Origin of the sequence: Odoribacter sp. Z80 (genome assembly GCF_009935865.1) — a bacterium.
In the GTDB taxonomy this organism is placed as follows: Bacteria; Bacteroidota; Bacteroidia; order Bacteroidales; family Marinifilaceae; genus Odoribacter.
The window spans coordinates 70,284-85,034 of record NZ_QWEL01000001.1 but is presented as its reverse complement, the minus strand read 5'-3'; the positions used below and the strand labels follow the sequence as shown (position 1 = coordinate 85,034).

At 45.3% G+C, this 14,751-nt stretch carries 14 protein-coding genes; 5 read left to right on the top strand and 9 right to left on the bottom strand.

The genetic code is table 11. From position 1 onward, the window contains the following. Positions 1-6: 6 nt before the first annotated feature. From D1136_RS00345 to D1136_RS00330, 4 genes are read left to right on the top strand one after another with little or no spacing between them, the layout of a single operon-like run. Complete coding sequence (locus D1136_RS00345; RefSeq protein ID WP_161875634.1) at positions 7-1,047, top strand: FAD-dependent oxidoreductase; 1,041 nt, start codon at positions 7-9, stop codon at positions 1,045-1,047. A gap of 12 nt (positions 1,048-1,059) precedes the next feature. Further along, the gene (locus D1136_RS00340; RefSeq protein WP_161875633.1) at positions 1,060-1,386 is read left to right on the top strand and encodes a 4Fe-4S dicluster domain-containing protein; all 327 of its coding nucleotides are present in this window, start codon (positions 1,060-1,062) and stop codon (positions 1,384-1,386) included. Positions 1,387-1,403: 17 nt separating this feature from the next. Beyond that, complete coding sequence (locus D1136_RS00335; RefSeq protein ID WP_161875632.1) at positions 1,404-3,173, top strand: (Fe-S)-binding protein; 1,770 nt, start codon at positions 1,404-1,406, stop codon at positions 3,171-3,173. Positions 3,174-3,217: 44 nt separating this feature from the next. After that, complete coding sequence (locus D1136_RS00330) at positions 3,218-3,721, top strand: hypothetical protein (RefSeq protein WP_161875631.1); 504 nt, start codon at positions 3,218-3,220, stop codon at positions 3,719-3,721. A gap of 21 nt (positions 3,722-3,742) precedes the next feature. Here the strand turns inward: D1136_RS00330 and D1136_RS00325 are convergent, their stop codons facing one another. Next, entirely contained in the window at positions 3,743-4,297 is a 555-nt protein-coding gene (locus tag D1136_RS00325) for a DJ-1 family glyoxalase III (RefSeq protein ID WP_161875630.1), read from the bottom strand. Between the two features lie 138 nt (positions 4,298-4,435). On the opposite strand from D1136_RS00325, the gene ndk reads away from it, so the two are divergent. After that, positions 4,436-4,897 (top strand): nucleoside-diphosphate kinase, encoded by a 462-nt coding sequence (gene ndk / locus D1136_RS00320; RefSeq protein WP_161875629.1) that lies wholly within the window; start codon positions 4,436-4,438, stop codon positions 4,895-4,897. A gap of 19 nt (positions 4,898-4,916) precedes the next feature. On the opposite strand, the gene D1136_RS00315 is transcribed toward ndk, so the two are convergent. The 8 genes from D1136_RS00315 to rpmI form a co-directional block, all read right to left on the bottom strand. Beyond that, complete coding sequence (locus D1136_RS00315) at positions 4,917-6,251, bottom strand: PhoH family protein (RefSeq protein ID WP_161875628.1); 1,335 nt, start codon at positions 6,249-6,251, stop codon at positions 4,917-4,919. A 147-nt stretch (positions 6,252-6,398) separates the two neighbouring features. Further along, positions 6,399-7,772 (bottom strand): S26 family signal peptidase, encoded by a 1,374-nt coding sequence (locus D1136_RS00310; protein ID WP_161875627.1) that lies wholly within the window; start codon positions 7,770-7,772, stop codon positions 6,399-6,401. Positions 7,773-7,777: 5 nt separating this feature from the next. Further along, a complete protein-coding gene (gene dapB / locus D1136_RS00305; RefSeq protein ID WP_161875626.1) occupies positions 7,778-8,500 on the bottom strand; it encodes a 4-hydroxy-tetrahydrodipicolinate reductase in 723 nt (240 codons plus the stop codon). 54 nt (positions 8,501-8,554) lie between these two features. Continuing rightward, positions 8,555-9,871 carry a Gfo/Idh/MocA family protein gene (locus D1136_RS00300; protein ID WP_237566941.1) on the bottom strand — a complete coding sequence of 439 codons (1,317 nt, stop codon included), beginning with the start codon at positions 9,869-9,871 and terminating at the stop codon, positions 8,555-8,557. A 59-nt stretch (positions 9,872-9,930) separates the two neighbouring features. Continuing rightward, on the bottom strand, positions 9,931-12,618 hold the full coding sequence (locus D1136_RS00295; RefSeq protein WP_161875625.1) for a PKD domain-containing protein: 2,688 nt from the start codon (positions 12,616-12,618) through the stop codon (positions 9,931-9,933). Positions 12,619-12,644: 26 nt separating this feature from the next. Continuing rightward, positions 12,645-13,841, bottom strand: coding sequence for a leucine-rich repeat domain-containing protein (locus tag D1136_RS00290; protein WP_161875624.1), 1,197 nt, complete (start codon positions 13,839-13,841; stop codon positions 12,645-12,647). Between the two features lie 171 nt (positions 13,842-14,012). Further along, positions 14,013-14,369, bottom strand: coding sequence for a 50S ribosomal protein L20 (gene rplT / locus D1136_RS00285; protein WP_161875623.1), 357 nt, complete (start codon positions 14,367-14,369; stop codon positions 14,013-14,015). Positions 14,370-14,461: 92 nt separating this feature from the next. After that, complete coding sequence (rpmI, locus tag D1136_RS00280; protein WP_161875903.1) at positions 14,462-14,656, bottom strand: 50S ribosomal protein L35; 195 nt, start codon at positions 14,654-14,656, stop codon at positions 14,462-14,464. Between the last annotated feature and the right edge of the window lie 95 nt (positions 14,657-14,751).

The window sequence follows — 14,751 nt, the reverse complement described above, 5'->3', positions numbered from 1 at the left end:
AAAACAATGAGTATCATCATCATAGGAGCAGGGCCGGCAGGATGTGAAGCTGCCTATCGTCTGGCTCAAAGCGGAGAACAGGTAGAATTGATCGAAAAAGAAAACGAAACAGGAGGTAACCTGAATAATTGGTACCAGCTGTTTCCGGACCGGAAAAGTGCCAAAGAGCTAAACCGGCTTTTACGTCAAAACCTGAACCATCCCAACATTCGCGTACACCTGAACTGTGAACCGGTAAAAATCATCCGGGAAAACAATTCTTTTTCAATAGACCTGAATGACGGAGCACAACTGCAAGGCGAAGCTCTCCTGCTCACTACCGGTTTCCGGACTTTCAATGCCCGCCGGAAAGAAGAATACGGCTACGGTATCTACGAAAATGTGATGACGTCGGTAGAATTGGAAAATTTTCTCACGAATCATCAGCTTCAAACTTCCACCGGAAAAAAACCGGAACGAATCGGACTCATCCAGTGTGTAGGATCCCGGGATGAAAAAATCTGTAATTTTCATTGCTCCAAAGTCTGCTGCATAACAGCAGTAAAACAAGCCGTTGAAATCCGGGAAATCCTTCCTGACGCTGAAATTCTCTGCTTCTACATGGACATGCGCATGTTTGGACCGGGTTATGAAGAATTATACCGGGAGGCCCAGGAGAAATATAACATCAGATTTATTCGGGGACGATTGTCTGAGGCTTCGGAAAACCTTTCCAAACAAGTAATGATCAAAGCGGAAGATACTTTAGTAGGCAAACCCATCCGTATGAGCTTGGACCTGATGATTTTGATGGTTGGTATGGAACCTTCCGAAGGAACCCGGCAACTGGCAACACAACTGAACCTAAAATTAGCACCCAACGGTTTCCTGCATACAGCGGACCCTCATTACGCCACCAACCTCACCTCTACCCCAGGGATATTCTCGGCAGGCTGCAGCACCTCACCGATGAACCTGACGGATACTCTGACAGATGCCCGCTCCGCAGCAATTGCCATCAAAGAATTTCTGCTCAGCAACAGGGCAAACACACATAAAAAACATTAATACCCTGCCATCATGAACATCTGGGGATTCTCCATATCCGAAGCACGTGTTATAAATTATGACAAAAACGACAAATCCATTGCAGCCCAACTCAGCAAGGAAGTGCCGGACAGCAACCTTTGTATAGGTTGTGGCGGTTGCTCAGCGACCTGTACCGCCGGCAACCTGACAGACTTTAATATCCGCAAACTGCAAATGTCAATAAAACGCGGCGAAACAACCGAAGCAGCCCGGGAATTACATAAATGTATGCTCTGCGGCAAATGCCTGACCGTCTGCCCCCGGGGAGTCGATACCCGGAAAATGATTCTGACGCTGCATAAACTCCTCCACAATTAATCTTTGTTATCCCAGTCATGTATTACGACCCCTTCGTTCTTCCCTTCACCCTCGGTTTGAATATCCTCCTGATATATCTGCTCGCCAGATATACCCGTTGGATTCGTTCTTTCTCCAAGGAAGAAAAACGCATAATCCGAAAAAACATATTTACCCTGAAAACCTGGAAAGCCGGAAAAGAAGTATTTCTGGAAAGCCTGGTACACCATAAAATTTATCGTACCAGTCCTTTTTTAGGATATATGCACATGTGCTTCGGACTCGGCTGGTTCCTGTTGATTGTCATCGGTAAAATAGAATCCCTGGTCTACCATACCAGCCTTTTGAATCCCCCCTATTTTGCCATCTTTTTTCGTTTTTTTCATCCGGCACAAGAAACCTTTCCCTATAGTACCACCTTCGCGTTCTTAATGGACCTGGTACTTTTAATGATTCTCTCCGGATTGACATTAGCCTGGATTAAGCGTTTGTATTCCAAAGCACTGGGAATGAAAAAAACAACCCGGCACCGTCCGTTTGATTTACTGATATTAACCGTACTCTGGTGTATTTTTCCTCTCCGCTTCTTAGCCGAAAGCTTCACCAGCGGTGTCCGGGGAGGCGGGCATTTCTTAACCCACACCGCAGGCGATTTCTTCAGCCGTTTTCTGCCCATCGAATCTTTATCCTACCCCGCCTGGTGGGCTTATTCTTCCGCATTGGGACTCTTTTTCCTGCTCTTGCCTTTCTCCCGCTATATGCACATCCCCACCGAAATTGTCTGTATATTTCTGAAAAACTGGGGAATAAAACAAGGACGAACATTTACAACCTTCAGTCAATTCCAGTTATATTCCTGCTCCCGTTGCGGCATCTGTATTGACCGTTGCCAGTTAGGCAACTCTCTCAAAATAACCGACACCCAGCCCGTATACTTTTTAAAAGCACTCCGGCACAATACAGAACACTCCGTACCCACCGACAATTGCCTGATGTGCGGCCGGTGCGAAGCAGCCTGTCCGGTAGGAATTTCCCTGAACAACCTTCGGCTCAGCCAACGGAAAGATGGTTCCCGTATCACTAAAGCAACCTACGGTTACATCCCTCCCATTACCCCTCCTCAAGCAAAAATCGCTTATTTTGCAGGGTGCATGGGCCATCTTACTCCAGGCATTATCCAGGCTATGTTGACCATCTTCGCCAAAGCAAAGGCAGATTATACCTTCATTGATGAAAAAGGAGGAATATGTTGCGGCCGACCTCTCCTGCTTTCCGGAAATCAAAAAGCAGCCTCGGTCCTCCGGGACAAAAACAATGACCTTCTGAACCAATCCGGAGCTTCCCTGCTTGTCACCTCCTGTCCGATTTGTTATAAAACTTTCAAAGAAGACTATGAATTGAATATGCCGGTGATGCACCACACAGAATACATCCGGCTTTTGCTCCGTCAAGGCCACATACAGCCACATCACAGCGAACTCAGAACCATTTTCCACAACCCTTGCGAACTGGGACGCGGAAGCGATGTTTACGCAGCCCCGGAAGAGGTTTTAAAAGCCGTTAGCCATAAACTGCCCACCGTTTACGATGGCCGGGATTCTCTCTGTTGCGGCGGCTCCTTAGCCAATATTCACCTCACACCCCTGCAACGCACCCAATTAAGTTCAGACGCTTTAAAAGCTTATTTAACTTATCATCCGGATGTCTTAGTCACAGCCTGTCCCCTTTGTAAAAAAACTTTTTCCAAAACGGAGACTTCTGTACCCGTAAAGGACATCGCAGAAGTAGTAGCGGAAAACCTGGGATAAAACAAAAGATTTGTTACCTTTACAACCCGATAAACCTTTTCATTATGCTTTGGACTCCATCACAAAAAGTTTTGATAGACAATTTTATCAACCGGATAAAAACCGTAGAATGGTTCAAGCATGCAGGAGAACCTTCTGAAAAATATTGGGTAGTGGACACCATCTGGGAGGCATGTGATACACATGGCCGGAAAACCCGGGAAGTGTGGGAAAAAAATAGTGAAATCCTCGAACAAAAAGCCCTGCAAAAACTCTCAGACGAACAAATCGACTTTATCTTTGAAACCGTCAGCCTGGCTATCGGCAACCAGGTGGACGAAGCCTTATGCGCATTCGAAGACCGCATCGGTCAGGAGACCGGAGAAGACCAATCAGGCATTGAAGATGAAATCCTGGATTTTATCAAACGCGATACAGCATGGGCCTGTGTCGAACTATTGATGAACGAAAAAGGATTTTTTTCCCGCATCTGTCAAATCAATGAAAGCGGCCGTTGGGCCTGCTCATGGATAGGAAAATACCCCCAGGGAAATTTTATCATCATGTAAATTTCCCCGGAGTTATCTCTCTTATGCTATCAGCATTCCGGCAGCTACTTCCCGGGCTGTCTCTTCCGAACGCAAGTGGGCCAGAACAGTCAATCCAAACTGTACGGCAAAACCGGGCCCCTTACCTGTAATGACTTTCCCGTCAACAACCACCCCTTCCCCGGAGCATTGAAAATTTTCCGGCAAATATTTTTCAAATCCCGGATAACACGTCAAACGTAATTCCCTTCCGGGCTCTAACCGCCCCACCACCAAAGCCGGAGCCGCACATATGGCTGCAATCCGGCAGCCTTCCTCATACTGTCGTTGCATATATTCCCTCAAAGGTTGGCAATCAGCCAGATTCTGAGCTCCGGGCATCCCTCCGGGAAAAATCAGGCATTCCACACCGTCCCGTTCTACCGACTCCAATGTCCGGTCTGCAATTACGGTCACTCCATGCGCACTCCTGACTTCCCTGTCCTTACCAATAGCTACTGTTTCCACATCCACTCCTCCCCTTCTCAATACATCAACGACGGCAATGGCTTCTATATCCTCAAAACCCTCTGCCAAAAAAAGATAAGATTTTTTCATATGATACAACTTTACTGATTCATTCCTGTCTTCAAATTTACTAAAAAAAAGTTTTTTCCCTCCCATGACATCCACAACTTTACAAAATCCGTATACCTCATAAAACCAAAAACAAACCCATTCAATTCATAAATAACCATGACAAATCGCACACTTTCCATCCTGAAACCGAATGTTGTAGCCAAGCATCATACAGGAGAAATCCTTACCTTAATTGAGAAACAAGGATTTCGGATTATTGCTTTAAAAATGCTGCAATTCACCACAATAGACGCAGCAAAGTTCTATTCCATCCACAAAAACCGCCCGTTTTTCAGAAACCTGAACTTATTTATGACCGCCGGGCCGGTTATTGTCATGGTCCTGGAAAAAGAAAATGCCGTAGCAGACTTCCGGAAAATGATAGGCGATACCGATCCGCAAAAAGCAGAAAAAAATACAATCCGCTCCCTATTCGGCGAAAGTAAAACCCGCAATGCCATCCACGCTTCCGACAGTGAAGAAAATGCCCGGCAAGAAATTTCTTTCTTTTTCAGTGAGCGGGAAATCACTGAAAAGCCCTATTTATTGCCTATTCCTGAAAAAGAAATTGATGCTTAAAACAAGTGACGGAATAAATTTACAACAGATCACTGGCCAGATCCGCTAATTTGCTCCGCTCTCCTTTTTCCAGATGCACATGGGCAAAAATATCCTGCCCCTGCATTTTGTCAACCAAATGGGATAGTCCGTTTGATTTCTTGTCCAGATAAGGCGAATCAATCTGGTCTATATCTCCGGTAAATACCATTTTCGTTCCTTCTCCGGCACGGGTGATGATGGTTTTTACTTCATGAGGAGTCAGATTCTGAGCTTCGTCCACAATAAAATATACATCCGACAAACTGCGCCCCCGGATATAAGCCAAAGCCGAAATCACCAGTTTCTCCTCTTTCTGCAAATCTTCAATCAAACGGTTCTCCACGCCATGCATATGAAAACGCCTTTTGATAAACCCCAGGTTATCATACAAAGGCTGCATATAAGGGTCCACCTTCTCTTTCACATCTCCCGGCAAATACCCCAGGTCCTTACTTGACAAAGCGACAATCGGACGCGCAAGATAAATAAATTCATACTTTTTATTTTGATGCAAAGCAGCAGCCAACGCCAACAAGGTCTTCCCTGTCCCGGCTTTTCCACTGATAGCCGCCAACTGAATATCCGGATTCAACAAAGCATCCACGGCAAAAGCCTGCTCGGCATTCTTGGGATAAATTCCGAATACATTCGGTTTCTCTACCTTGCGCACCGTTCTTTTTAAAGGGTCATAGCAAGCCAATACCGAAGCATTTCCGTTGCGCAACACATAATAATTATTGCCTTTTATGTCCTGTCCGGGAAAAATCTTTTCCACCTCCACCCCTCCTGCACTCTCATAAATACAATTAATCAGACTGACATCAAAATCATCTATCTCCCGGACACTGCGATTGATAGCAAGCTCCAGGTCCTCTACCTGGTCGGTTTTGTAATCTTCAGCCTGCAACCCCAATGAAAGTGCTTTCATTCTCAGGTTCATATCTTTCGTGACTAATATCACCGGTCGTCCCTCCATCTTCTTACTGATAAATTCGGTTACAGACAGTATACGGTGATCCGGGGTGTCATCGCTGAAAGAATCCCGCATTCTTTGAGAAAATTTCACACCATGCTGAATAAACAACCGGCCATGTCCCTCTCCTAAAGAAGCCCCCTCATCAAAAAAATCTTTATTGGAAATCCGGTCCAGTTCCCGCGCAAACTCACGGGCATGGTAATGAATCAGGTCATTGCCTTTCTTAAACTTATCCAATTCCTCCAATACTACAATTGGAATGACAACGTCATTATCCGCAAAATTATAAATCGAACGATAGTCGTGAAGAATAACATTCGTATCCAACACAAATACCTTTTTTCCCTTTTCAGCCATGATAGAACAAGTTTAGATTTCTTTCCTAAAATACAAAGATTATACCATAAAAGTTTCCTTATAAACGATTTTTTAGAAAAGAATAAAAAATGTCCCGGATAGAAAACCGCTCATGGTTTCTATCCGGGACATTCAAACCGTCCTCGCTCAATGAACAAACCGGAATAACCGGTGCCAGCGAATCTTATTCAGGAAAGATTTATCCTTATCCAAAGACAACCAAATAAAATAAGCCTTCCCCACCACATGATCCTCCGGAACAAATCCCCAGAAACGGGAATCGGCCGACTGGTGACGGTTATCTCCCATCATCCAGTAATAATCCATTTGAAAGGTATAACTATCGGCAGGCTGCCCATTCACCAATATAACAGAATCCCTTACTTCCAAAGTATTCCCTTCGTAAACACCTATGATTCTTTCATACAACGGCAAAGTCTTCAGATTCAATTCCACCCGCTCTCCTTTTTTAGGTATATACAACGGACCGAAATTATCTACATTCCAGGGATAATTCAATGTATCAAAAGGAAAAATATCCGGATTGATACCTGTCTCTTCCCTCCGGACAATCTCCGTCACATTCGGAAATGCTTTTAATTTTTCCACCATCTCCAACGTCAGGGGCAAATGATAATAAGGAGCCGGCATGCCTATATCAGCCAAAGCAATACCCAAATCCTGCAATTTCATTTTATTTAAAGGTGTCCCGTTCGTCTTTACCAGATAATCATATTGCAAATGTTCCGGATTATCGGCCATCTCGCCATTTACATACAACTGCCCATGTTTCAGCTCCAGGGTATCTCCCGGCATTCCTACTCCCCGTTTAATGTAATTCTCCCGCTTATCCACCGGACGGCTGATAATATCAAAACGTTCCCACATCCGGTCCCGAACCAACTTTTCAGCCTCCTTGCGGGATAAGGCCGCATTCTGCCCCATAAAATAAGCAGCATTGGAACGGATTTGACTGTAATAATCCGGATTCTCTATTCCCACCACCACCGTATCTCCTGTTGGAAAATTAAATACGACAATATCATTCCGTTTAATCTTGCCTAACCCTCCAATACGTTTATAGGGCCACTGAACAGCCTCGGAATAAGCCTTGGCATTAGCGGTAAAAGGTAAGGTGTGATGCGTAAAAGGCACGGCAAGGGGAGTATTCGGCAACTTAGGACCATAAGCAACCTTGCTGACAAAAAGATAGTCTCCGACCAGCATGCTTTTTTCCATCGAAGAAGTAGGTATCGTATAGGCCTCAAAAAAGAACATCCGAATCAAAGTAGCCGCCACCACCGCAAAAATCAAAGCATCTATCCATTCCACCACTTTCGTTTGCTTCTTCACCCCTTTTTTCTTCCAGAAAGCCCAATGCACCCGCTTAGTGATGTAAACATCAAATATCACCGGAACCAGAATAAGCAACCACCAACTCCCGACCCAATAGGCCCAGAGCAAATACAATACGATTACAACACCGAATTTAAACCACTTATTTGTTAAAATATCTCTCATAATCTCTATAATTTCAACATATCTTCCATACCCAAAACTCCTGTCTTTCCTTTCAGAAATTCAGCCGCCAGCACAGCTCCTTTGGCAAATCCTTCCCGGGAAAAAGCCGAATGCCTGATTTCAATCTCATCCACCTCCGAACGGTAATTCACAGCATGTATACCCGGCACCTCCCCAATCCGCTTGGCCGTGACAGGTAAAATATCCTTAGCCACAGTCTCTCCCTGGTTCAATTCCCAGGAAGAATACCCTCCGTGATTTTCCAGAATACCTTCGGCTATCGTTATAGCTGTCCCGCTCGGAGCGTCCAGCTTATGAATATGATGAGTCTCCTCAATAAAAACCTTATAATCATCAAAATCATGCATCAACCTGGCCAGATAGTTATTCAACCGGAAAAAAATATTTACTCCGATACTAAAATTGGAAGCATAAAAAAATCCTCCCCGGTGCTGTTCACAATAAGCCGTCACTTCTTCCCATCTATCCAGCCAGCCCGTGGTTCCGGAAACCACCGGCACCCCCAGGTCGAAACACCATTTATAATTCTCCACCGCCACCGCCGGCATGGTAAACTCAATCGCCACGTCCGCCTGTTTCAGTTGGTCGTCCGTCACCTTACTCCGGTTGGTTTCATCCACAGTGACAACAACCTCATGACCTCGTTCAATGGCAATCCGTTCTATCAGTTTTCCCATTTTACCATATCCCAGTAAAGCTATCCGCATATATTCAATATTAAATTCATATTTATCGCCAAAGTTAGCATTTATTCTGCAAGGTTACCTATCAGTCAAACGTATTTTCTCAATTTCAAAAGCAACGCGGTGACTCTCCAGGCAAGACTCAATTCCTGTCCGTAAATGTCTGCCATCCCCTTCACGTAGTGCTGCTATAAAATCCCCGACAATATTCAAATCCGCACCGCCATGATAATTACACTCTCCGGCATTAGAAGAAAAATCATACCGGCACGCTTCCCTGCCGGGATGAAAATAGCGGACGGTCAGCGTTTTCTCATCTCCGGACATCTCACCTTCACTGCACATGAAATGAGTTTTCCTTCCCGAATCCCGGGTAAAAGCATCAAGAGACAAATTCACAGTAATGTCCTCCTCCATCAACATAGACACAACCTGATGGTCCACCACGGTATTATCACAACGATAGACACAACGTCCATAAGGCCCGGTCTTCAATTCCTGCATAATCACCTCCTCCATATCCGCACCCTGCGGCAAATCAAAATGCCTCAGCCAGCGTTTTCTGCGAAAATACAAATCCAAGGCCGAATAAGGACACTGCCTCTCCACCACACATCCATCCGTACACCTTAACGTACTCCCCTGAGGCGCATTATCTGCCTTAAACCATTTCAAACTGCCGAACGAAGCCACTTGCCGGCATAACTTTCCAGTCAGCCAAACCAACAGGTCCAGGTCATGACAGGCTTTCGACAGAATCAAAGGATTGGTTTCCTCTTCCCGCCGCCACAACCCCCGGACGAAAGCATGGGTCATCCGTTCGATGCCAATCGCCTCAACATGATTAACCGAAATCAATTTTCCCAGACACCCCTCTTCCAACACCTCTTTCATTTTCTTAAAATAAGGATGATAACGCAATACATGCCCGACCCCGACCACCTTTCCCATTTTACGTGCCAAAGCGGCAATATCCAGGCATTCCTGCCAGGACTGGGCAATGGGTTTCTCCAAAAAAATATGATACCCTCTCCTCAAAGCCAACATCGCAGGTTCGTAATGCATATTATCCGGCGTACAGATGAACACAGCATCAGCCATACGGTCCTGAGCCAGGAATTCCTGCCACCCGGTAAAACACCTCTCCTGCGGAATCCCATACTCCCGGGCAAACGACTCCCGCCGTAAAAGATTGGGCTCCACCACAGCGACAATCACCATTTCTTCCGGATGCAAACTGGCATAAGCCCCATACGTAACCATCCGGTTTCCGGCTCCCATAGCAACAACAGAGATCTTCCGTCCTTCCATAATCAATACAACACTAAAAATTGATATGACAAAAATACAAATTCCTCCCGCTTTATCCAGGGAGAAAATCATATTCACCCCCATCTGCACCCTGTATTTTCCATGTAAAAAGTACCTGTACCGAAATTTCCATATTCTCCGGTTCACCGAACCAACGTTACATATCCCGTTTTCACTCTCTCCCCGTCCGCAGTGCGGTAATACAGCCGGAAAAAATAAGTATCCTCAGGAACCTGTCTGCCCTTACAGGTTCCGTCCCAGCCGTTGTCTCCGGCATAAATCCGCAGTCCGTTGCGGTCTATGATTTCAATCCGGTAGTCCGCCATAAAGATATCGTTGACACCGTCACCGTTCGGACTGAACGTATTGACGGGCTTAGGCAGAAAAAGCACCTCTATCCGCAGGCTGTTTTCCGTGATGCAACTGTCCGCATTCATGACCCTGAGCGTAACATCATAGTATTCCCGGGAAGTGGCATCGAACGTATGGATAACACTGTCTCCTTTAGCCGTCGTACCATCCCCGAAGTTCCACACACCCTCCATGTCCGACGGCACTTCCGTCCGAAACCGCACAGTGGGATAGTTCTCATCAATGACCTGCCGGTCGGCATGCACCGGCACGTGCGACAGATAGGACGGCACCTGTTGGACGTGGGAGAAATGATTTTCGCAGCCGCTATCGGTCTCCGTGCGGAGCTGTATGCGGTAAACACCGGAATCCGCATAACGATGGAATCCCTCTTCGGAGCGGTAAACCGTCCCGTCCCCCATCTCCCATTGCCAGGTGTGCAACGGTTGCGGCGGGTCCAAAAAGAAACGGTACTTGTGAGTGCTGCAATCGTCTAACAGAAATCCGATACCGCCCTGTATCTTTTTCTCTTCCGTAAGAGTCAGGGTAACAACGCTGTCGCATCCGTGCACGCTTTTCAAGCGGTGTTGATGCACCCCGGCTTCGGAAACATCAAAATCGTATCCGGTGTATGAACTTCCCTCACACAGCACTCCGGAAAACCGGATATCATATACCGGATGAACCGTCAGGTCTAAATTGTATATGCTGTCACAACCGTGTACGGTCCGCAGTGAATCGTAATAGATGCCGCTTTCGTACAAGCGTCTGCCCCGAAAATCAACAGTATCTCCATAGCAGATATATTCCGTACGGGGATGGAAATAAGTGGGATACACATACAATTCTAAGGTGATGACGCTGTCGCATCCGTGTACGGTTTGCAAAGGCAACCGGAACAAGCCGCTTGTCCTGACGTCGGACAGGTGAAACCCGTGCTTGTCATACCGTTCCGAAGGGCAGACGGAGTCGCGGACAGTAAGATGAAATACCGGCAGGACGGTCAGATACAGAGATAAAATAGAGTCGCAACCGGCCTGAGAAACCAGAGGAAGATGGTATACTCCGTCATTCAGCACCTGTGGTAATTGAAATCCGTATTTATAATAAGGCTCTCCATAGCAAACCGTATCGTACAGCAGCGTATCGTATAACGGATTTACAGTCAGGGACAGGGTACGGATGGAGTCGCATCCCCACCGGGTTTGAAAGGTGTCGCTGACAACTGTATCGGCAGAGACGGCAGAGAGCGTGAATCCGTAGTTATTATAATGGCTGCCGCAACATACCGCATCCGAAAAAGAAAGGTCGTAGGCCGGACAGACGTGCAGATGCAAGGTAACCGTGCTGTCGCACCCGTGTATGGTCAGATAGTTTTTCGTAAATGTGCCACTGCTGGTTTCTTCGGGCAATTGGAATCCGAATCCGTCATAAGCATCCCCCTGACAAATTGTGTCGTAGAAAGTCTCATTATATGCAGGATAGACGGACAGGGACAGGGTACGGATGGAGTCGCATCCCCACCGGGTTTGAAAGGTGTCGCTGACAACTGTATCGGCAGAGATGGCAGAGAGCGTGAATCCGTAGTTATTATAATGGCTGCCGCAACATACTGCATCCGAGAAAAAAAATTCTTGTGGTTGGTGAACATTTAAATGGAGATGAACAATGCTGTCGCAACCTGTGGCTCCGGCATACTGGAAGCGATAGACTCCCGATTCTGTTCCGATGTCAAAAATCGTATCACCCCACAGATAAGGCAAATCTTTTTTACAAATGACAACTGCAGTATCCTTAAGAATGGTATCACAGGGCGACGCTTCCCAATCGGGAACAACACACCGGACAGACATAGCCTCATAAGAGGCTGTGCTAGAAATCTCGAAACTCAAGGAGGACATGGATATATAATATCTATAGAATCTATTAGGTCTCAATGAGCGTGTCCAATAACCTGACGTTGCAGCATGTGCCGTATAGTCTCCATCATATAGAATCATTCCAGCCCGCACTAAAGAAATGCTATTTCCTGAGTAATTGTCCGTAAATTTCCATCCCCAAATGGATCTAAATCCCGTTGGTTGGACTTCGGGAGTGGCAATATCAAAGTAAGTCCTGGTGACTTTCGACCTATCCAATAATTTTTGAAATTCCTCTATGGTAGGCACCCGCCATCCCGAAGGACATGGATCATTATCGACCGTCCATTCATAGAAATGCTCTCCTGACCACCCCCATGTATCCTGCGTTTCCAAAGGCCATGCCTTTTTCTGATTCCACGTGTAGAGCATTCCATATGAAAGGGGAGTAGCAGCAAAGGTACCCGGTTCATCCACGTTACATTCCGCCCAGCATACACCATTAATCACCACTCCGGGGCAAGGTTTAGGGGTGACTTTCTCTCTTTCCTGCGAAAACACTTGCCCGCAGAAAAGAAAGAAAAAACACCAATAAAACAATATTTTCTTTGTGGCAAACATAAAGGTACAAATGGAAATGGGATTCTCTACGGATAGACTACCCAGTTCTTCTTTTCAAGATAGGTAAGAAAAGGATTAACCAAGGCTTTCATGTCGGTGTACAGCCCTCCCTGCCTTACGTTGCCGTACTTGTCCGGCTTTGTCCTGTCCGGCAAACCGGAAGTAAGCAAAGGATACAGATTTGACGAAGATTCCTCAAATGGAGTACCATCTATACGTAAGTCATACAGATTCAATATCTTATTTGGCGTATATATCAGTTCGGTCAATTTGGAGTTACTTGCATTCACAGATGCGATCTCCCCATTGGATATATTCAGTCGGGTGATGGAACCGTCGGAAATATCAAGAGTATGCAAGTCCGGATTGTTTGATATGTCCAATGAAGTAAAGAACGCATAGGAAACATCCAGGTATTCTAATCTGGGAAGGCCCGGAAAACCGATAAAGCTCGAATCAGTGACAGCAAGATGATTAAGCGTTTCTATCGGAAGACGTTCAAGAAGAAGAAAGATAAGTTGCGGGTTATTGGACAGATTCAGCTCTTTTATCGGATTTCTTCCCAGATTCAGCGTATGGAGCATCGGATGGTTGGATATATCTGCACGTTCCAACTCATTGCCTTCTAATTCCAATATTTGCAATTGTTTCAGGTGGCTTACATCAATAGAATGCAACTTATTGTCTATCACTGCAACTATTTCCAATGCGTCACATCCGGTCAAATCCAGTGACTCCAATTCGTTCCCCACACACCTCAAGAGCGTTAACTCTGTATTGTTTGCAATATCCAGATAAATAAGTCTATTCTGGGGTATCCATAATTTTCTCATGGCTGAAGGAAGACCTTCCAAAAAAATAACATGGCACTTTTCATTGTCAGTGTAAGTGTGAGTTTGTATCAAATGATTTAAAGCAGTAGTATCCTGAGAACCATCGCCCCAGTTGATTATCATTCGGCCATTTAACTGTCCTACGATACGAATCGAATCACTCTTAGTCACCATTACAACAGGCATGTTGCCATTGGCCCGTGTTGGCGGCAGCTTGCTCAGTGCCCGTTCAATCAGTTCGGCATTGGAGAGCTGTCCGGACTCTTCTGGAAAGTCGGTTTCCAAATTGTCATCGCTGCACGAAGTTACTCCAGCCAACAGGACTAAACACGCCAACAACATAAAATACCCGGATTTTACACCGCTTAAATACATCATAGCTTTTTTCATATCCAAATGATTTTGTTAACATCGTCAAATATAACCAAAATATATCTGTTTTACAAATAATTTGAAAATTTCCATACACCACTGTTAACAATACACCAAATATGACATAAACGAAAACGGACTGCCTGACAAGTTTCAGGCAGTCCGTTCCTCAGGATATGTTCAGTTCATTTATTTCGCAAATTCCTTTGCTTTAGCAACCACCGCTTTAAAAGCTTCCGGATGGTTCATGGCCAGGTCGGCCAGAACTTTACGGTTCATGTCCACATCCGCTTTATGAATCAGGCCCATAAATTTGGAATAAGACAATCCTTCCAAGCGTACGGCGGCATTAATTCTCTGAATCCACAATGCTCGGAACTCCGATTTCTTTTTACGTCTGTCACGGAACGCATATGTCAAACCTTTTTCATATGTGTTTTTGGCAACCGTCCAAACATTTTTTCTGGCACCAAAGTTACCTTTGGTCTGTTTTAAAACCTTTTTTCTACGTGCTCTTGAAGCAACGGCATTTTTAGCTCTTGGCATAATTTTCGTTTTTTTGAATGTCAGCGTTCCCGCTTGCGGAGAAACTTACGGCATAACATTCCGGTGAATAAAATAAATCTTAAAAAATCTTCTTACATCACAAGCATTTTACGGACAGCAGCCAAATTGTGGCCATCCACCGTCGTAGCATGCGTAAGATTGCGTTTTTGTTTGGTTGTTTTCTTAGTCAGAATATGACTTTTGAAAGCATGTTTTCTCTTGATCTTCCCCGTAGCGGTCAAAGTAAATCTCTTTTTCGCACTACTCACTGTCTTCATCTTTGGCATCTTCTCAAATTTTAATTGTGTTTCAGAAAAATATAACTGATCGGCTTCCGCCGTTATCCTGAGCATCTGACAAACAACGAACAATGTATTTTCAT